Genomic DNA, 18,204 nt, shown 5'->3' on the forward strand with positions numbered 1-18,204 from the left:
CTTTTAAAGTAATCTTGATATTTTCACAATATCATATAAATCAATTATTCCATCTTTATTTATATCTATTTTACTATTATAATTTGTATCCTTCTCCACAGAATTATATAAATCAGAAACTGTTGATAAATCCAAAATACTAAATGCACCATCTCCATTAACATCTTCATCTGCAAGAAAAGAATATTTTAATTCTCTCCCCTCTAAACCAGCATAACTTAATTTACTGCTGTAATTATCATATTCTTCCTTTGTTAATGCCCCCTTTATTACTACATTCTCCAACCAAAATGCCATAATAGATGCTCTTTCAACTTTATCTATTGAATTTGGAATTACTATTTTTTTCAGACTATCCGATTCAATTGAATAGGATTTTATCTCTTTTACCCCTTCTGGTATTTCATACTCATCATAAATAATTCTAGTTGGTACATTAATCAGTTTTTTCCCATCCTCACTTAATAATGCTCCATTATTCTCACTAAAATAATTATTGTCTTTATCTACTATTATCTCCTTCATATTTCTACAGTTATAGAAAACTCTTTCACCTATCTCTTTAAGATTTTTAGGAATGTTTATAGAAGCTACTTCGCTATACATAAAGGCCTCATCTTCTATATATTCTATTGAATTTGGTAGTGTTATACCAGATATTTCAGTATCAAGGAAGGTTTTATTCCTAATAACTTTAACTCCCTCTGGTATATTAATATGTGTAATATCTGAAAAACTAAATGCTTCTCTACCTATTTCTGTTATAGTATTAGGTAAAATAATCTCTACACATCTACTGGTTGAAAATGCTTCATCCCCAATAAACTTCACCCCACTTGGTATAGTATACTGAGTATTTTTAGTATTATCTAAATATGAAATTAATTTAGTCTTATCCATATCAAACAGAACTTTATTCTCCAATACAAACTTCTTACTATTATTTATTATATTTACCAAACCATAGGTCCCCAGAAAAGGATTATTTCCTATACTATCAACCGTACTTGGAATATTTATATCCCTTAATGAACCACACCAATTAAATGTACCATTTCCTATAGTTTTTAACCCCTCTGCTAAGGATATATTCGTTATTTTAGTTCCCTTGAAAGCTCTATCTCCAATTTCAACCAAAGTCTTTGGTAACTTTATTTCATTAATTTTAAAGGAATCACTAAATGCTTCATTTCCTATTTTATTAATTCCATCAACCATATTTATCTTTTCAATATAACTTGAATAAAAGGCATTCGGGCCTATTTCTTTTACTTCTGGTGGTACATCATAGGATTTTTCTTTCTTACCCCCTGGATAATATATTAACTTCTCTAAATTATTGTTAAATAAAACCCCATTATAGGCATAAAAATAATTATTAGGGCCTCTTACTGTAAATTTTTCAATTAAGCTACTGTCTTTAAAAGCAGCCTCTCCTATCCTTTCAACATTTGGACTAACTTCAAAGCTTTGTATTTGTGTTTTCGTGAATGCTTCATAGCCTATTTCATTTATTGAATCAGGTAAATTTATCTCCTTAATATATGATCTTTTAAATGCTTTAGGCCCTATTATCAAAGTTCCATCTGGAATACTATATTTATCTCCTTTAGTCATTGGATATCTAATAAGTTCTGTTACTTCCTTATTGAATAATACCCCATCAATACTTGAATATACTGGATTATCCTTATCTACAAATATATCAGTAAAACCTGCTTCTGTTAAAGCTTCACCTTCTATACTTAATATACTCTTAGGTAAAGTTAAATTATCTCCAAAGCCACCCTCCTTAAATGCATCATCCTTAATATTTCTGACCTTTATACCCTCAATTTCTTCTGGAATCTTTATGTTCTCCACCTCAGCAGTTCCTGAATTCTTATAGCTATATTTATAATCAATAATTGAACTTGATAGCTTATCAAACACAAAGCCATCTTTAGTTATAACTATATTATTTTTGCTATTCTCCTCTGCTAAAGCCTTATAACCTGGCATAGATACAATTCCAATTGCTACTAATAATAAACAGCTTGTCCCCTTCATCACCCTTTTTAGATTATTTCTCACACCTCTCACCCCTTTTAATACAAATATACCATATTTTGTATTATTGAGGAATATAAAAGATAGTTCTTGCTATAAGAAACTTCTGACATTCTTTAAATTCATTTGACAAATGTTTAAATTATATTATTCTTTCCCCAATGTTCTAAAACCCCTTGGTACTTGGAACCCTTTTTTAAAACAAATGGCTTTATCCCTACATTAAAAACTATCTTATGAATAAACTTTTGAAAAGCATAGGTATGACCTGATTTTATATCTTGATAAAATTTTTCGGATTTTTCTTGGAAATCTCTTTCTATATTATCCCCAAATTTAATCCTACTTGAAAAAGGTAATTTATGTGTTATACTTCCACTAATATATGCTCCAGAATACAAAAAAATATTTTTGAGTATCTTGGCCGCTGTAGATGCACCATAGTTTTCTCCTGTAATAACACCCATTGCATATTTTCTATATAAGAGTTGTTCTATAATCAAATGTCCTCTATCTACAAAAACTTTTAACTGTCCTGATATATTGCTAGCATATGTTGGTGACCCAACAATTACCCCATCTGCCTCCGAAATAATTCGGGATAAACCTTCTGCATCATCATCAATAAAACATTTTCCATTTTTAAAGCAATTGCAACATCCTTTACAAAAGGATATTTCTAACTCTTGCAAATGAAAGTATTCAATTTCCACATCCTCTTTTTCTTCTAAGTAATTTTTAACAATTTCTAGAATTTCTCCTGTTGAACCATTTTCCCTTGGGCTACCATTAATCATTACAATTCGCATATTTTTATACTCCTCACATAAGTTTGTATTTGCATTATCAACATAATCGAATTATACTTAAAATAACATTTTTTGTATATTACGTACTTTTATGTAAGGTACTATCAAAAAGGAGAGTTACTATGAAAACTGAAGATTGTATATTAAATGAAATGGGTTATGAAAAATTTGAATCTTTTCTAAGAATGATAGATGGCAAGTGGAAGTTGCGAATTGTTTTTCTTTTAGCCTTGCATCAAGTCTTGCGTTATGGTGAATTAAAAAAGTTATTGCATCCCATTACTCATAAAATGTTAGCAGCACAATTAAAAGAGTTAGAACAGGATGCTTTAGTAATTAGAACTGAATATCCACAAATTCCACCTAAAGTAGAATACTCTCTTAGTGAAATGGGGCGTGACTTACGTCCAGTAGTGGAAAAAATCTGTGATTGGATTAATATATATAATATTTAGTCACATAAGTCCATTAATATAATAATGTGGTTTCATCAATCCATTTTAGCTCCTTATTATACTCCCTAATATCACTAACTAATTTAAACAATGATAAATCTTTCTCCTTGCTTTCTAACATAACATCAAAATCAATATTAACTTCTTTTGCTTTTTCTAAAAAATCCATAAATTCATTAACATTAATAAAGTCTGCATGTTTTCTATCCTTTTCACCTTCCCTTGGTGAAGAAAAATGTATCTTTGGTGGTAATTCTTCTTTATTCCATGTATTAAAGACTTCCTCCAAAAAATCCTCAATTTTTTCACTATCATTATTACAATTATGATGATGAACATCTAATACCATTGGAACATCTAATATTTTGCATAAACCTAATGTTTCTTTTGCAGTATAAGTCTTATCATCATTTTCTAATATTAATCTTAATTGAATTTCCTCAGGTAGCTTATGAAAATTATCAATAAACCTCTGTATTCCAGCCTCCTTACCACCAGTTGCTCCACCTATATGAATTACCATTTTTCCTATTTCATATCCTATGTCATGAAATAGCTCTTCTTGATGTTTTAAATTAATTATTGTGTTTTCAAAAACCCTAGGATTTATACTATTTATTACATTAAATTGATCTGGATGAGTATCTACCCTCATATTTGATTCTTTTATCATCTTCCCTATATACTCAAAATCTTTTTTAAATATTTCTCTATGCCCAAAATATTCAACCTCAGGATGGGTTGCTAAAGGAATAAGGGCTGATGTTATCCTATAAAAATGTATATTGTTCTCTATATTATATTTAATCAAGTCTTCCAATGCCTTTATATTAGATGCAGTTACGGTTTTCAACTTCTCTAATTTCTTTGCCTCTGTATTAATTTTACTATAATTTGTGTAGGTTATTGTACTTGAGCTTGTCACTTTTTTACCTAACTTATTAGAAATAGCAACATATCCAAATCTTATTATCATCATTATCTCCAATCTAATACCATTTACTAAATTTTTATAAATATTATAAGCAAATTTATATATATTTATACATCTATAGAAAATAAGAGTTATATCAAAACTACTTTTGATATAACTCTTTTAAAATAGTAGCCTCTATTCTATTCTTATTTGTCCCATCATTCCATCTTCTTCATGCTCTAATATATGACAATGATACATATAATCACCTATACTCTTAAATTTCATTATAAGCTTTACCTCTTCTCCTTTATTAAGAAATATAGTGTCCTTCCAACCCATCTCTCCAGGTAAAGGCTCTCTACCATTTCTTGATAACACTTGGAATTGCGTTCCGTGTATATGGAATGGATGTCCCATGGCATGCATCCTAGATCCTTGATTTACAACTTCCCAAATCTCTGTTTCTCCCTTTTTACCAAATTCATTTATTTTATTCATATCGAACTTTTCACCATTAATTGATACCATACCTCCCATTCCTCTAAGTTCAAATCTTCTTACCTTACTTCCATCTTCTTCAGACATTCTATCGACTGTTGCTAAGTTCATTGGTATTTCTGTTCCACTTTTAATTTTTTCCACAACATCAAAGGTCATTATATCCTTACCATTATTCTTTAATTCTATTTGTGTTCCAACCTCATACTTAGAAAAGTCAACTATTATCTCTGCTCTTTCTCCTGGTGATAAAAATATACTATCATGTTCAACAGGCCTTTCTAAGAAACCTCCATCTGATGCTATTTGGAAAAATTCATCTCCATTACTTAGTTTTAGATCAAAATTGCTCCCATTTGAACCATTAACTATCCTAAGCCTAACTTTCTCTGTTTTAACATCGAAGGCTGGATTTATTGAACCATTAATAATAATTGTATCACCTGCACCCTCATCCATATGACCTTGACTATATACAAAGTCTCCATTATCATCAAAACTTCTATCCTGAATAACTAAGGGTACATCATTGATTCCATAATCTTTTGGTATATTTAAACTTTTTGATACCTCATCCTCAATATAAAATAAACCTGCTAGTCCCTTATAAACTTGTGTAGCTGTACTTCCTTTAAAATGTGGATGATACCATAATGTTGATGCTGGCTGATTTATTGTAAAGCTTGGCTCCCATGTAGTGCCTGGTTGTATTCCTTGATGTGGACCTCCATCAGCCTTACCCTCTACCTCTAATCCATGCCAATGAACTGTAGTTGCTTCTTTTAATTTATTATTGACATGAATATTCACTTTTTCTCCTTTATTTACTCTTATTACAGGCCCAAGAAAACTCCCATTGTAACCCATAGTTCTTGTTTTTTTACTTTCTATAAAGGAGGTTTTTCCTTCTTGTGGCTCTAATGTAAAATCTGCAATATTGGGATCTGGATTTTTATCTTCCAAAAGGGCTGGTATTGGAAGCTTATTTTTTAATTTTTCCACATAATTATTTTTACTATTATTAACCTTGCTCTCTTCTTCTTTATAACTATTTATTGAATTTACCCATAAAAAATATGCTACTATCGTCACTGCTATGGTGGTTAATCCAATGGCACTTCCAAGTATTATCCCTTTATCCTTTGTGTTTTTCATCTTCTTACTCCTTTTAATCTTTATTTAAATACACTACTAATCATTATTACCCAATATATATTTTAAATATATTAGTGTCAATAGATATTAATGAAATCCTTATAAATTCAAACCAATATTACCACTTAATTTATTTAAATAAAAAATGTTGCAAAATGATAAATAATCATCTTACAACATCCTATCCTAAATTTAACTATAACTTTATTTCTTTTCTTCTTTTAATATACCACAAAAAATTTCTACAATATTAGGATCAAATTGAAACCCAGAACATCTTTGTAATTCCTCTATTGCTTCAGATTTTGTTTTAACAATATTGTAAACTCTATTACTTGTCATTGCATCATAAGAGTCTACTACAGATACAATTCGTGCAATTAATGGAATCTCCTCCCCTGATATTCCAAGGGGGTAACCTTTACCATCCCATCTTTCGTGATGTGTTAATATGCCTCTAGCAACATGGCTAATCTCAGGAATAGTCATAGCTAATCTATATCCTTTTTCTGAGTGGGTTTTCATTATTTCATATTCATCATCTGTTAATTTAGATGGTTTTAAAAGTATATTCTCTGGTATTGCAATTTTACCAATATCATGTAGTCTTGCAACTAAAATTAATTCATTAATAGTATCCTGCTTTAGATTTAGACATTCTGCAATTTTTATACAATAATCTAATATACGTTCAGTATGCTCTGCTGTCTCCACGTTTTTACATTGTAAGCTTTCTTGTAAAGTTGATAAAATTGAACTTCTAATGCTTTTGCCAGCCACTATTTTTTTCCTATAAAGTTTATCTTCTGCTTCCCTTAAGGCTATATCAATAGATGACTCATCATTCTTAATAAAAGAGCTTCCCATAGACATACTTAATGGCACTCTTTCATCAATACTATTAGTTAGAGCCAAGTCAATATTATTCATTAATTCTTCACAATTATCATCAGAGCATTTAGGAATTAAAATAATAAACTCATCTCCACCCCATCTAAAAATTAGTTCATTATTTTTACAAGCATTTTTTATTGTATTAGCTGTCCTTTTAATTAAATCGTCACCTGCAATATGTCCAAAAGTGTCATTAACAAGCTTTAATCCATTTATATCCCCCATAATTATTCCAATTGGAAAGTTCTTATTTTTAACTAACTGATCTATTTTTTCATCAAAAGAAGCTCTATTATATAAACCTGTTAAAACATCAGTATAACTTAAATACTTTAGTCTTCTTTCTTTTTCCTTTCTCGTAGTAATATCCCTAGCTACTCCAACTAGTCCCCAAACTTCATTATTCCTATTTAGAATAGGAGTTTTAATGGTTTCAAAAGTCTCAACTATACCTTCACTATTTTTCCACTCTTCCTCAATAAAAAGTGGCTTTTTATTCCTTAATACCATAGAATCATTTTTAATACATGTTTCAATAAAATCTCTATTTAAAGGAAGATCAAGATCACTTTTCCCAATAACTTCAGCTACTCCAAGTGAATTATAAAATTCTAGACATTGCTTATTTGCTCCTCTATATATCCCTGCCTTATCCTTATAAAATATAATTTCAGGCACATTATCAATAACTGTTTGTAATATATTTGTTGGATTTTCTATATCTAGATTATTTAAATAATCTTCATCTAAGAGCAGTCCTATCTCTATCTCTTCATTATTAATGGTTTCTTTAATAATCTTGTGATTATATTTTCTCCCATTATAAATAAATGTACTATTATTTTCTTTAGAAATTAATAGCTCCCTCTCCTTATCAATTACTATGATATTATTAGCTAAAATATTTAAATTTGATACTTCTGCTTTTAATTTAATAGAAAAATAGTCGTTAATATAGATAATTTTATTCCTAGTTCCTATCCATGCAGGAAATGGAACTATATTAATAAACTTACTTATTAAATCAATCATAACTATCACCCTTCTTTTAGCGTATATAATATTATTATACTAAATTTTGTTTCTATTTAAATAAGGGAAATTATTTCCAAAGAAAAGAACATGTAGGCACATACCCCACATGTTCTCACTCCAATTATCTCATTATTCCTTAATCAATATATCTAATGTATGAGCGCTTGCTCCTAACAAATCTGTTCTTTCACAAGTAGAAAAATGATAATCAATAAAAAGTTTAAAGGTTTCTTCATCCATATTATGCAAAATAGGACGCATATAGTTAGCAGGTCCATCTGCTGCTATTAATTTTATCCTTTGTAGCCCTGCTTCCTCATTTAACTTATTAATATCTTCAATTCTTACATAATCGTATAGATCTTCTGGTTCCGATATAACATGAAAATCCTCACTAACTTTACCATTATCAATAGATGCACGAATATTATTTTCCTTAAATCCATATGTTAATATGCTATATTCATTCATACAATATGCGACTAGGATAATCCCTCCAATTTTCGTTACTCTTTTTGCTTCTTTTAGAGCTTTTACTTTATCCTCATTTTTATATAAATGATACATTGGTCCAAATACCAAAGTCATGTCAAAAGTATTTTCTGCAAACCTTGATAAATCTAATGCTGTTCCTTGATATGCTTTTACTGTACTTCCCTTTGATTTCAAAACACCTAGATTATGTTTAACAAGTTCAATAGCAGTAACATCATAGCCTTCATTTGCTAATTCTACTGAGTATCTCCCCGTCCCTGCTCCAACATCTAATATTTTCGCATTCTCATTATTTTTTAGATACTCATGAATATACTTCATGGATGTAATATATTCAACTTGTCCATGCCTTCTCGTTAATCTTTTATCCTCACAAAATTTATTGTAGTATTTCTCTAATTCCATTGTCATCTTTTTATGTCCCTCACCTACTATTATATTTAAAAATATTATACTATATATTACAATTAAAGAAATTAATTTTCTTTCTAAATAACTTCCAAAATTTTTTTAATAATCTCCTCTATAGATCTATTAGTTGTATCTACCTTTATAGTATTCATTTTCTTGTATAACTCAAATCTTTCCAAACTTCTTTTTATATTCTCCTTATCCCTTAATCCTAGCTCCACATCCTTATTTATTCTCCTTATAAGCTCCTCTTCTGAAGAGATTAAAGTTATTTTATATACATCTACATCATTAATATTCAATCTACTTAATATATTCTGCATTATTTCATCTGTATGTATAACCCAATTAAAAATAATATACTTGGAACTAGAATTAGCTATAAAATTATTTAGTATATGCCCTATATTATCTAAAACCATTTCTTTATTTTCATCGTTAACATTAAAGGGATTCATCATCCAACAATTATCACCATCTAACCAAAAAGAATTTTCTAATTCTTTATATAATCTTTTACTTATAGTTGTCTTACCAACACCCATTACCCCATTAATAATTATCAATTTCTTATCCATATAATTCTCCTAAATAAACCCTTTTATTTTGCTACTCAAACAACTTCAATATGTCTTCATCAGTTAATCTCTTAAGTCCATTTCCATCCATGTCTTTCCCGTCCATTAAGCTACTAATAAGCTCTTTTTTCTCCTCTTGAAGTAATACTATCTTCTCTTCAATGGTATCTTTAGCTAGAAGCTTGATTACCTCAACCATATTTTTCTGACCAAATCTATGAGCTCTATCTGTAGCTTGATCTTCAATTGCTGGATTCCACCATGGATCAAAGTGAATTACAATACTTGCTGATGTTAAGTTTAGTCCTACTCCACCAGCCTTTAATGATATTAAAAATACCTTAATATCATCTGAATTATTAAATTTATTAACTAAGTTTATTCTTTCCTTAGCTGAAACACTTCCATCTAAATATAGATAATTTATCTTTTCTTTATCAAAATCCTTCCCTATTTTCTTTAAAACAGAGGTAAATTGTGAAAATAGTAAAATTTTCTTCCCTGATTCAATAGCATCTAAAACTAATTCATTAACAACCTTAAGCTTACCACTTCCCCCTGTATACTCTGGTATCAAAAGTGATGGATCTAGACATAATTCTCTTAACTTTGTTAAGTATGGAAATATTGTTACTCTATCCTTACTATTTTCTATTTTAAATTTAAGTTCCTTAACATAGGATTTATAAATTTGCTTTTGCTTAGCCGGCATTTCTACTAAGTATTTCTTTTCTATCTTACTTGGAAGCTTTTCTAAAACCTCAGTCTTCAATCGTCTTAATATAAATGGAGATACCATAGATTTTAACTCATCCACATTATCTCTTAGAACAAACTTTGCCCTAAACTTTTCCTTTGTAAATAAGAAACCTGGCATAACGAAATCAAATATTGACCATAATTCCATTAAGTTATTTTCCAATGGAGTACCTGTTAATGCAATATTACATCCAGACTTTATCTTCTTTACTGATAAGGTAGATTGTGCTTTAGGATTTTTTATATTTTGTGCCTCATCTATTATGCAATAATCAAAGGTTATATCTTTGTATTTCTCCTCATCATTTTTCAAGGTTCCATAGGTAGTTAGCAGTACATCATAATCCTTGTAACTATTTATTACTTTTTCCCTATCCCTCTTACTTCCATGTATTAATCCTACTTTTAAGCTATCTGAAAATTTGCTAAATTCATCTTTCCAATTGTATATAACAGCTGTTGGCGTAACAATTAAAATTTTACTTTTTCTCTTTGATAATATAAATGATATTATCTGAATAGTCTTACCTAGTCCCATATCATCAGCTAATATTCCACCAAAACCTAATTCTGTTATCTCATTTAACCAATTAAAACCTGTCACTTGATAATTTCTTAAGGTAGCATTTAAAGTTTTAGGAATTCTTCTTTTATTAAATTCCCTATTTAACAACTTTTCTACTATCCCTTGAAGTCCTTCTCCACCTCTTATAAATGATAGATTTCCACCTCTTAACTTAGCCTCTAGATAAAGACTTTTATTTTTATCTATATCTATCTCATAACCTAAGCCCCCCTCTTGACTTAGGTCATCTATAAGACCTAAAAATTGCACCATACCTGGATCCTCTAAATCTAAATAGGTGTTTTTATTTTTATAAAATCTTTCTCCATTTCTCATTGCATTAATAGCACTATTTATTTCTGCTATGCTAAAATCACTAATAGCATATTTAAGTTTATAATAATGCTGTAATTCTTCGACATTTGAAGTTATTGCTGTGGAATTCACTAGCTTAATCCCTTTAAAATCTATAGACAGTTCAACTTCACCCATCTTATTTAATGCTGCTAACCCATAGTTTAGTAGCTTATAAAGCCCTTCATCATCCCCTATAAATATAAACTCATTTTCTTTTTTTATGAACTTAAATCTTTCAAGCTCCATATCTATTAACTCTTCTTTTTTATAATCCCTCAGAAAACTCTTATCCCCTCTATTCTTAATTAAATCTATTATATATCCACAATAGTTTAATCTTACCTTACAACAAATAACTCCATTATCCTTATAAAAATAGAAATTAGGTCTCATAAGCTTTGATGCAAACTTCTTAGTACCCTCATCTAAAGTAATATTGTTTGTAATAGCTTTAAGACTTGTTAATAGGTCATTTAGAGTATCTTCACTCTTTGAATATCTTATTTCATTGTTTTTTAAAAGCTTTTTATATAGTGGTAAATATGAAATTAGCTGTTTTTTTCTTGGAATATATATATTTCTATCATAAAATAGCACGTCCCCCATATTATTTAATAACACAGGAAACTTCTTATGAGATTTTAGTATAAATTCTTCCTTATCAGCTTTAACTGTAAAAGCAACTGGAATATTTGATTTTTTAATATTTAATTGATAATTTATTCCTTCATGATTAAATATAACCTTCTTATTTTCATCTACAACTTTTAGAAATTCTCTTAATTCATTTTGATTTAAGTTTAAATATTTACCGCGGACTTTAGATTTGTTTAAAATTATATAGTCTATTACCTTCTTGTCCCACTCCATAAATTCGTCATTTATAGGATTGTAAGAAAATAATGAATTAAAAACTACTTCCTTATTCTGAGTAATTTTATCTATAAAATCCATAAGATTTATAATTAAATTAGTAACTCCACTACCAATTTTAAATTCACATTGATATGAAAGTATCCCACTATTTTTCCTTGATTTAATAATTAAGTCTAAGGCTAAATATCTTTTGCTTTTTACTTCCGATTTAGGCTTTTCTTCTTTTGGTGTAGCCTTTTTATTTTCAATCTTATTTTTTGCTATATTATAAAAAGCGTATGAAGTTGCAACTATATGCTTACAGACATAATTTCTTATATGCCTCCTATTTTCCTCAAAGGTCGCGCAAGTACATCTAGTATCAACTACATTACTGCTCTTTCTCTCTATCTTTATATGAGTATTATAGGTCTTACTTTTATTATTACTTAACACTCTTCCGTATATATGATGTATATCCTCAATATTTTTACTTTTTAAATCCTTAACTAAGGCTTTTCTAATTAACTCTTTTCCCTGCTCTCTTGTAAAGGAGGAGCTTATTTTTAATATATTTTCTTTTATAACTTTTAAATTCAAAGACTTCACCTCCACTCTCTTTGTATTTTATCATAAACTTAAAACATATAATTTATAAACTTTTATTTCCTTATAATATAGACTATAAAAAATAAATCGGATTATATACCTTATAATATAGTTTTTTATAACTTTTCCATTGACACTTAATACTATATAATGTATAATAATAATAATAATATATTAATGGAGATGATTTTATGGATAAAATACAATATGTCTGTTCAAAATGTAATCATACTGAATTTGAAAGTGATCAATTCCAAGCAACAGGTGGAAACTTTGCAAAAATCTTTGATATTCAAAATAAGAAGTTCATTACTATTAGTTGTAAAAAATGTGGCTATACTGAACTATACAAAGCACAAACTTCAGATGGAATGAACATTTTAGACTTCTTACTTGGCTAATATACATTATCTATTAAACTATAACTATTATTTAAACTAGAAAAGGACTCTCATATATATTTTTACTCTACTTTCTCTTTGAGACGTAGCTTTCTATTAAATATGAGAATCCTTATTCTTATTTTATTCACTCTCCTTACAAATATCTACCCATTTAAGTCCATTAGAATATTCATAAATCACATCTATTGTAAGCTTTATAGCTGAATTACTACTACCACAGGCTGGATAGACTGTATCATAGACCTTTAATGACTCATCTAAATATACTTTTACATTACTGTTAGATATTCCAAAGGGACAAACACCTCCAACTGCATGACCAGTATACTCCAATACTTCATCTGGGGTTAGCATTTTCGCTTTTAAACCAAATTCCTCTTTAAACTTCTTATTATCAATCCTTTTATCTCCTGCTACAACCACAAGGATACAACCTTCTTCTTTAGCCTTAAAAGACAATGTTTTAGCTATACAACCTGGTATAACCCCTAGTGCTTGAGCTGCCAAATCCACTGTAGCACTTGATTCTTCAAGAACAATTATATCTTTATCCTTATTAAACTCTTTAAAATATTCTCTTACTCTTTCAATTGACATATTATCACTCTTTTCTTATATTTCTATTTAATAACTTCCCCATCATATCTCCATGTTAAACCATAGTCATTATTGATGTTATAATATTTAATATTTTTCCCCTTTTCACATACTCTCCCCCTTTAGTATAAATAAAAATGGCAGACTCAAAAACTTGAGTCTGCCATTTTTTAGTCTAGTATAATGGATGCTTCTCACAAAGTGCTTCAACCTTAGCTCTTAATTCTGATAAGTCTCCATCTCTATTCTTTATTGCCTCATCAATGATTTCTGCAATAACCTTCATATCTTCTTCTTCAAATCCTCTTGTTGTAACAGATGGTGTACCAATTCTGATACCTGAAGTTACAAATGGACTTCTTGTTTCGTTAGGAACTGTATTCTTATTTACTGTGATTCCAATAGAATCAAGTAAGTTTTCAGCTTCCTTACCTGTTATATCCTTGTTATTTAGATCTAAAAGGATTAAGTGGTTATCTGTACCATCAGATACTAACTTAAATCCTCTCTTTACAAGTTCTTCTCCAAGAACCTTACAATTATTAACTACTGAAGTCATATATGTTGTAAAGCTTGGGTCTAATGCTTCTTTAAAGCAAACTGCCTTAGCTGCAATTATATGCATTAAAGGACCGCCTTGAATTCCTGGGAATATGTTCTTATCTAATTCCTTAGCATACTTTTCTCTACAAAGTATTAATCCACCTCTTGGACCTCTTAAAGTCTTATGAGTAGTTGATGTAACGAAATCTGCATATGGAACTGGTGATGGATGTACCCCTGCTGCAACAAGACCTGCAATATGAGCCATATCTACCATGAAGTATGCTCCAACTTCATCAGCAATTTCTCTAAACTTTTTAAAATCTATAACTCTAGAATATGCACTAGCACCAGCTACTATTAACTTTGGCTTACATTCCAATGCAATTCTTCTTACTTCATCATAATTAATTCTTTCAGTTTCCTTATCAACTCCATATGATACGAAATTAAATAACTTTCCTGAAAAATTAACTGGTGAACCATGAGTTAAATGACCACCATGGCTTAAATCCATACCTAAAACAGTATCTCCTGGATTTAATATTGTAAAGTAAACAGCCATATTAGCCTGTGAACCTGAGTGAGGTTGAACATTTGCATGTTCTGCACCAAATAACTCTTTTACTCTATCTCTTGCTATATCTTCAATTTCATCTACTACATAGCAGCCACCATAGTATCTTTTATTAGGATAACCTTCAGCATACTTATTTGTTAAGTATGAACCCATAGCTTCCATTACTGCTTGGCTTGCAAAGTTTTCTGATGCAATTAGCTCAATTCCTGTTTGTTGTCTTTTTAATTCTTTTTCCATCAAAGCGTAGACTTGTTCATCTGCCTTTGAAATATTTTCAAAATTCATATTATCACCCCAAATTATCTTTTTTATAAATTATACGGTTAATTCTTACAATTATCAACTGATTTTTGTACATTCTTTATTTTTTCATTGTTTAAATTTAAAATTTAGTTAATTTTATACCTAAAAATATATTAAATTATATTTATATTTATCCCTCCTAATTTATATACTATATTTCAATTCCATATGCTATAATACAATCGTAATTTCATATTTGGGAGTGATTTTTATGGATATGAACAAACTCCTTCATGTAGCTACCTTTGCAGGGAAAATAATGCTTGAAAGTGGCGGTGAAACTTATAGGGTTGAAGAAACAATTTGTAGGATTTGTTCCTCCTTTGGAATAAACCTTGCTGATAGCTTTGTTACTCCAACAGGAATAATGGTTTCAATTTGCCATGATAATCAAACCTTTTCTTTGATTAAAAGAGTTACTTCAAGAAGTGTTGATTTAAATAAAGTAGATAAAATAAATGATTTATCAAGAAAACTACAAACAGAACATATTGATATAGATGAATTTAATGAAATGCTTAATAAAGTTAATGAGGGTGAGCGTTATTCTTTTCCCATTACATTAACCTTTTCAGCTTTAGGAGCTGGAACCTTTTCCATGCTTTTTGGTGGAGACTTTAAAGATTTAATTGCTGCTACTATTATAGGATTAATTATAAAAATAATAGCTATTAAATTTCAAAAGTTATCAATCAATGAATTTTTTATAAATTGTATAGGTGGGGCTGTTGCAGCTGTATTAGCTCTAGTATTGTTTAATCTAGGTATTGCTAGCAACATAGATAAAACTATTATAGGGTCAATAATGCTTCTAGTACCTGGTTTAGCTATTACTAATGCTATTAGAGATACAATAGCTGGTGATTTTCTTGCAGGTCTCACAAAAGCTGCTGAAGCTTTTTTAATAGCTGTCTCTATTGCTGTAGGTACAGGTGCTGTGTTAAGCTTCTGGATTAATACCCTTGGAGGTGCAATGATATGATTCTAGAAACTTTTGTATCAGTTATTGCCTCCTTTGGATTTGGTATTATATTTAATATAAAAGGTAGCAAACTACTATTTGCATCTTTAGGTGGTGGCTTAAGTTGGTTTGTATATGCTTTATTCTTAAACCTTAACTACTCAACTACAGCTTCACTATTTATATCCTCAATTTGTTTTAGTATATACTCTGAAATATTTGCAAGGATATTAAAAACCCCAGTAACAACCTTAGTTATTTGTTGCCTAATCCCCTTAGTACCTGGTGCAGGAATGTACTATACTATGTATGAGGCCATTACAGGTAATGTTTCTGGTTCTTTAGAACTTGGGTTAAATACAATAGCTAGTGCCGGAACATTAGCTCTTGGGATAATTTTTGTATCAACTATAACTCGTCAGCTAAACAATTTAAAAGCTAAAAAAATTAATAAAATACATAATGAAAAGTAGTGCTACATAAAAGCACTACTTTTCAGTTTACCTATTAACTAACTAATTCATTGATATAATTTCCTATACACAAATAAAAGTGTCACCCCAAAAGAGTGACACCCAAAGTTAAATAATAGTGTTTCCAATGCACTATTTCTTAACTATAATTATATCTTTCCACACTTTAAAATTTTTATACCTACTTTTCAAATTTATATTTTAATTAATATATAGCTTCCATTACTAGATTCAGCTTCTAAAAGTATTAATCCTTTATCCTCACTTAATTCTCTTAGTCCTAAGGATATAGCATCCATATCTAAATATTTCATACTTTCAATAAATTTATTTCTATCACCTTTGTTTTTACAAATCATTTTACTTATGTAACTTGTAAATTTACTTCCATTAGCTAGCATAAACATTGGTATAGGTATTGTAAAATTTCTTTCTTTTGATCTTACTACAACCTTCATTTTGCCTCCTACTCTACTAATACTCTAATCATATCTCCCTTATCTGAATCAACATTAAATATTTCTCCTAAATGTTCCTTTTCAAATGCTGTTGTTATTTTCTCTGATAGAGCTTCAATATTAATTCCTTCTAATTCAGAATATTTTATTGGTAATTTTCCATTGGATTTTAGTATTGATCTAATTACCTTAACTGGTAAATTAACCTTAACTTTATATCCCGATACAGACTCTACAAAAGCTTTAACTATTCTCCTATCATAAATTTCCCCTCTTTGAATAACCTTATCCCCTTCATAAATAGCCTCCATCAAACCATTCCCTCCCTTTTCCACTGAGATAGTCCTACCCTATTATAATTATATTAATAACTTTTTTGATTATAATTAGAATTTAATTTCTTATGCTAAATTATTGCAACCTCTTATAGCTTCTAAACATACAATAAAATAAAGTGATTCTAAGGGGTAGCTTAATGAAATTTTTATTTAATATATCTAATAAACTTACTCGGGCAAGTGGTAACTATGCTGATGAGGCCCTTTCCTTTGTTAATTCAAAAAGCTTTTCTAGTAATACTCCCTATTTTATTTGGGTGGACCTTTCGAAATTTAAGGTTAATATTTTTAGTGGAAGTGAAAAAAACTGGTCCCTAATACACAGCTATGTTTGCACTATAGGTAAACCATCTACTCCAACACCTAAAGGCAATTTTACTATTGGTATAAAAGGTCTATATTTTGGAGTTGCTAAGGGATATAAATGTTGGTACTATACACAGTTTAAAGGTAACTACTTATTTCACTCAATTATTTATAATCTAGATGGATCTATTAGAGATGGTAGATTAGGTATGGCTCTCTCTGATGGCTGTGTAAGACTAGCAAAAATTAATGCCAAATGGATATTTGATAATATTCCTGAAGGGACAAAGGTTTTTATTAGTTAAAAAAATCGTCAAGAGGAGCTTGCCTGAGGAAAATCTTGCAGGCGCATATATTTCTTTTTTACTCTCCTTGAATAACCTTGATAACATAATTATTTACAAAAGGTATCCATATTTTAATAAGGATTATAAATTCCTAGAGAGTAAAAAATCCTATTCATATATGCTTAAATACTAGATCTCATTTTTGAGATAAATATTAAAACATATATGAATAGGATTTATCTATATCTTAAATAACATCCACTTATATGTTGATCTTTCATATTTTATTTCAAATATCCTCTCTACCCCTCCTATAATACTACTACAAGTGAATTTCTCCATTATATTTCCTGCAAGCTTCTCTGTATCTCTCTTCATTATCTTATCTATCTTTATAACTTGAAATCTCTCCTCATCATCCTTTATCCTAAATCTAACAGGATTAATTTCCCCTTTCTCACCAAACCAAGCTACCACTTCAATAGTCTTTGCTACAACCCTCACCTAAAAA

Annotated in this window: 18 protein-coding genes; 5 read left to right on the top strand and 13 right to left on the bottom strand. The window is 29.3% G+C overall.

Annotation, left to right across the window (positions count from 1 at the left end; all coding sequences use genetic code 11):
- Positions 1-3: 3 nt before the first annotated feature.
- Positions 4-2,073: a leucine-rich repeat protein gene (locus ACSYT2_RS09545; protein WP_438384595.1), complete on the bottom strand. Its 2,070-nt coding sequence runs from the start codon at positions 2,071-2,073 to the stop codon at positions 4-6.
- Positions 2,074-2,186: 113 nt separating this feature from the next.
- Positions 2,187-2,858, bottom strand: coding sequence for a flavodoxin family protein (locus tag ACSYT2_RS09550; protein WP_438384596.1), 672 nt, complete (start codon positions 2,856-2,858; stop codon positions 2,187-2,189).
- A 122-nt stretch (positions 2,859-2,980) separates the two neighbouring features.
- Between ACSYT2_RS09550 and ACSYT2_RS09555 the strand changes: the two genes are divergently transcribed.
- Positions 2,981-3,313 carry a winged helix-turn-helix transcriptional regulator gene (locus ACSYT2_RS09555; RefSeq protein WP_430855050.1) on the top strand — a complete coding sequence of 111 codons (333 nt, stop codon included), beginning with the start codon at positions 2,981-2,983 and terminating at the stop codon, positions 3,311-3,313.
- Positions 3,314-3,326: 13 nt separating this feature from the next.
- On the opposite strand, the gene uvsE is transcribed toward ACSYT2_RS09555, so the two are convergent.
- From uvsE to ACSYT2_RS09585, 6 genes are all read right to left on the bottom strand, one after another.
- Complete coding sequence (gene uvsE, locus ACSYT2_RS09560) at positions 3,327-4,289, bottom strand: UV DNA damage repair endonuclease UvsE (RefSeq protein ID WP_438384597.1); 963 nt, start codon at positions 4,287-4,289, stop codon at positions 3,327-3,329.
- Between the two features lie 135 nt (positions 4,290-4,424).
- The gene (locus tag ACSYT2_RS09565) at positions 4,425-5,885 is read right to left on the bottom strand and encodes a multicopper oxidase family protein (protein ID WP_438384598.1); all 1,461 of its coding nucleotides are present in this window, start codon (positions 5,883-5,885) and stop codon (positions 4,425-4,427) included.
- A gap of 204 nt (positions 5,886-6,089) precedes the next feature.
- Positions 6,090-7,811: a sensor domain-containing diguanylate cyclase/phosphohydrolase gene (locus ACSYT2_RS09570; RefSeq protein WP_438384599.1), complete on the bottom strand. Its 1,722-nt coding sequence runs from the start codon at positions 7,809-7,811 to the stop codon at positions 6,090-6,092.
- Positions 7,812-7,943: 132 nt separating this feature from the next.
- Positions 7,944-8,720 carry a class I SAM-dependent methyltransferase gene (locus ACSYT2_RS09575; protein ID WP_430855054.1) on the bottom strand — a complete coding sequence of 259 codons (777 nt, stop codon included), beginning with the start codon at positions 8,718-8,720 and terminating at the stop codon, positions 7,944-7,946.
- A gap of 77 nt (positions 8,721-8,797) precedes the next feature.
- Positions 8,798-9,298, bottom strand: a complete 501-nt coding sequence (locus ACSYT2_RS09580) for an AAA family ATPase (RefSeq protein ID WP_438384600.1) — start codon at positions 9,296-9,298, stop codon at positions 8,798-8,800.
- Positions 9,299-9,329: 31 nt separating this feature from the next.
- Complete coding sequence (locus ACSYT2_RS09585) at positions 9,330-12,434, bottom strand: SNF2-related protein (RefSeq protein WP_438384601.1); 3,105 nt, start codon at positions 12,432-12,434, stop codon at positions 9,330-9,332.
- Between the two features lie 200 nt (positions 12,435-12,634).
- Here ACSYT2_RS09585 and ACSYT2_RS09590 point away from each other — a divergent pair, with 200 nt between their 5' ends.
- Positions 12,635-12,844, top strand: coding sequence for a zinc ribbon domain-containing protein (locus ACSYT2_RS09590; RefSeq protein ID WP_430855057.1), 210 nt, complete (start codon positions 12,635-12,637; stop codon positions 12,842-12,844).
- 123 nt (positions 12,845-12,967) lie between these two features.
- Here the strand turns inward: ACSYT2_RS09590 and ACSYT2_RS09595 are convergent, their stop codons facing one another.
- Both ACSYT2_RS09595 and glyA read right to left on the bottom strand, forming a co-directional pair.
- Positions 12,968-13,444, bottom strand: a complete 477-nt coding sequence (locus ACSYT2_RS09595) for a YbaK/EbsC family protein (RefSeq protein WP_438384602.1) — start codon at positions 13,442-13,444, stop codon at positions 12,968-12,970.
- 175 nt (positions 13,445-13,619) lie between these two features.
- Entirely contained in the window at positions 13,620-14,852 is a 1,233-nt protein-coding gene (gene glyA / locus ACSYT2_RS09600; protein WP_430855059.1) for a serine hydroxymethyltransferase, read from the bottom strand.
- A 229-nt stretch (positions 14,853-15,081) separates the two neighbouring features.
- On the opposite strand from glyA, the gene ACSYT2_RS09605 reads away from it, so the two are divergent.
- Together ACSYT2_RS09605 and ACSYT2_RS09610 are read left to right on the top strand one after the other, a co-directional pair.
- Complete coding sequence (locus ACSYT2_RS09605; RefSeq protein ID WP_430855060.1) at positions 15,082-15,852, top strand: threonine/serine exporter family protein; 771 nt, start codon at positions 15,082-15,084, stop codon at positions 15,850-15,852.
- Complete coding sequence (locus ACSYT2_RS09610) at positions 15,849-16,304, top strand: threonine/serine exporter family protein (RefSeq protein WP_430855061.1); 456 nt, start codon at positions 15,849-15,851, stop codon at positions 16,302-16,304. Before ACSYT2_RS09605 ends, ACSYT2_RS09610 begins: the two co-directional genes overlap by 4 nt.
- A 194-nt stretch (positions 16,305-16,498) precedes the next feature.
- Here the strand turns inward: ACSYT2_RS09610 and ACSYT2_RS09615 are convergent, their stop codons facing one another.
- Positions 16,499-16,762, bottom strand: coding sequence for a hypothetical protein (locus ACSYT2_RS09615; RefSeq protein ID WP_430855062.1), 264 nt, complete (start codon positions 16,760-16,762; stop codon positions 16,499-16,501).
- An 8-nt stretch (positions 16,763-16,770) separates the two neighbouring features.
- On the bottom strand, positions 16,771-17,073 hold the full coding sequence (locus ACSYT2_RS09620; protein WP_497527384.1) for a hypothetical protein: 303 nt from the start codon (positions 17,071-17,073) through the stop codon (positions 16,771-16,773).
- Between the two features lie 164 nt (positions 17,074-17,237).
- Here ACSYT2_RS09620 and ACSYT2_RS09625 point away from each other — a divergent pair, with 164 nt between their 5' ends.
- Complete coding sequence (locus ACSYT2_RS09625) at positions 17,238-17,711, top strand: L,D-transpeptidase (RefSeq protein WP_430855064.1); 474 nt, start codon at positions 17,238-17,240, stop codon at positions 17,709-17,711.
- A gap of 222 nt (positions 17,712-17,933) precedes the next feature.
- Here the strand turns inward: ACSYT2_RS09625 and ACSYT2_RS09630 are convergent, their stop codons facing one another.
- On the bottom strand, positions 17,934-18,197 hold the full coding sequence (locus tag ACSYT2_RS09630; protein ID WP_438384604.1) for a hypothetical protein: 264 nt from the start codon (positions 18,195-18,197) through the stop codon (positions 17,934-17,936).
- Positions 18,198-18,204: the final 7 nt, after the last annotated feature.

This window comes from Clostridium zhoujianii (assembly GCF_051590805.1).
Taxonomy (GTDB): domain Bacteria; phylum Bacillota; class Clostridia; order Clostridiales; family Clostridiaceae; genus Clostridium.

Coding starts and splice junctions, on each gene's coding strand:
- ACSYT2_RS09610 (WP_430855061.1), top strand. CDS start 15,849: ATGATTCTAGAAACTTTTGTATCAGTTATTGCCTCCTTTGGATTTGGT.
- ACSYT2_RS09575 (WP_430855054.1), bottom strand. CDS start 8,720: ATGACAATGGAATTAGAGAAATACTACAATAAATTTTGTGAGGATAAA.
- ACSYT2_RS09565 (WP_438384598.1), bottom strand. CDS start 5,885: ATGAAAAACACAAAGGATAAAGGGATAATACTTGGAAGTGCCATTGGA.
- ACSYT2_RS09555 (WP_430855050.1), top strand. CDS start 2,981: ATGAAAACTGAAGATTGTATATTAAATGAAATGGGTTATGAAAAATTT.
- ACSYT2_RS09620 (WP_497527384.1), bottom strand. CDS start 17,073: ATGGAGGCTATTTATGAAGGGGATAAGGTTATTCAAAGAGGGGAAATT.
- ACSYT2_RS09590 (WP_430855057.1), top strand. CDS start 12,635: ATGGATAAAATACAATATGTCTGTTCAAAATGTAATCATACTGAATTT.
- glyA (WP_430855059.1), bottom strand. CDS start 14,852: ATGAATTTTGAAAATATTTCAAAGGCAGATGAACAAGTCTACGCTTTG.
- ACSYT2_RS09570 (WP_438384599.1), bottom strand. CDS start 7,811: ATGATTGATTTAATAAGTAAGTTTATTAATATAGTTCCATTTCCTGCA.
- ACSYT2_RS09595 (WP_438384602.1), bottom strand. CDS start 13,444: ATGTCAATTGAAAGAGTAAGAGAATATTTTAAAGAGTTTAATAAGGAT.
- ACSYT2_RS09615 (WP_430855062.1), bottom strand. CDS start 16,762: ATGAAGGTTGTAGTAAGATCAAAAGAAAGAAATTTTACAATACCTATA.
- ACSYT2_RS09625 (WP_430855064.1), top strand. CDS start 17,238: ATGAAATTTTTATTTAATATATCTAATAAACTTACTCGGGCAAGTGGT.
- ACSYT2_RS09605 (WP_430855060.1), top strand. CDS start 15,082: ATGGATATGAACAAACTCCTTCATGTAGCTACCTTTGCAGGGAAAATA.
- uvsE (WP_438384597.1), bottom strand. CDS start 4,289: ATGATAATAAGATTTGGATATGTTGCTATTTCTAATAAGTTAGGTAAA.
- ACSYT2_RS09580 (WP_438384600.1), bottom strand. CDS start 9,298: ATGGATAAGAAATTGATAATTATTAATGGGGTAATGGGTGTTGGTAAG.
- ACSYT2_RS09550 (WP_438384596.1), bottom strand. CDS start 2,858: ATGCGAATTGTAATGATTAATGGTAGCCCAAGGGAAAATGGTTCAACA.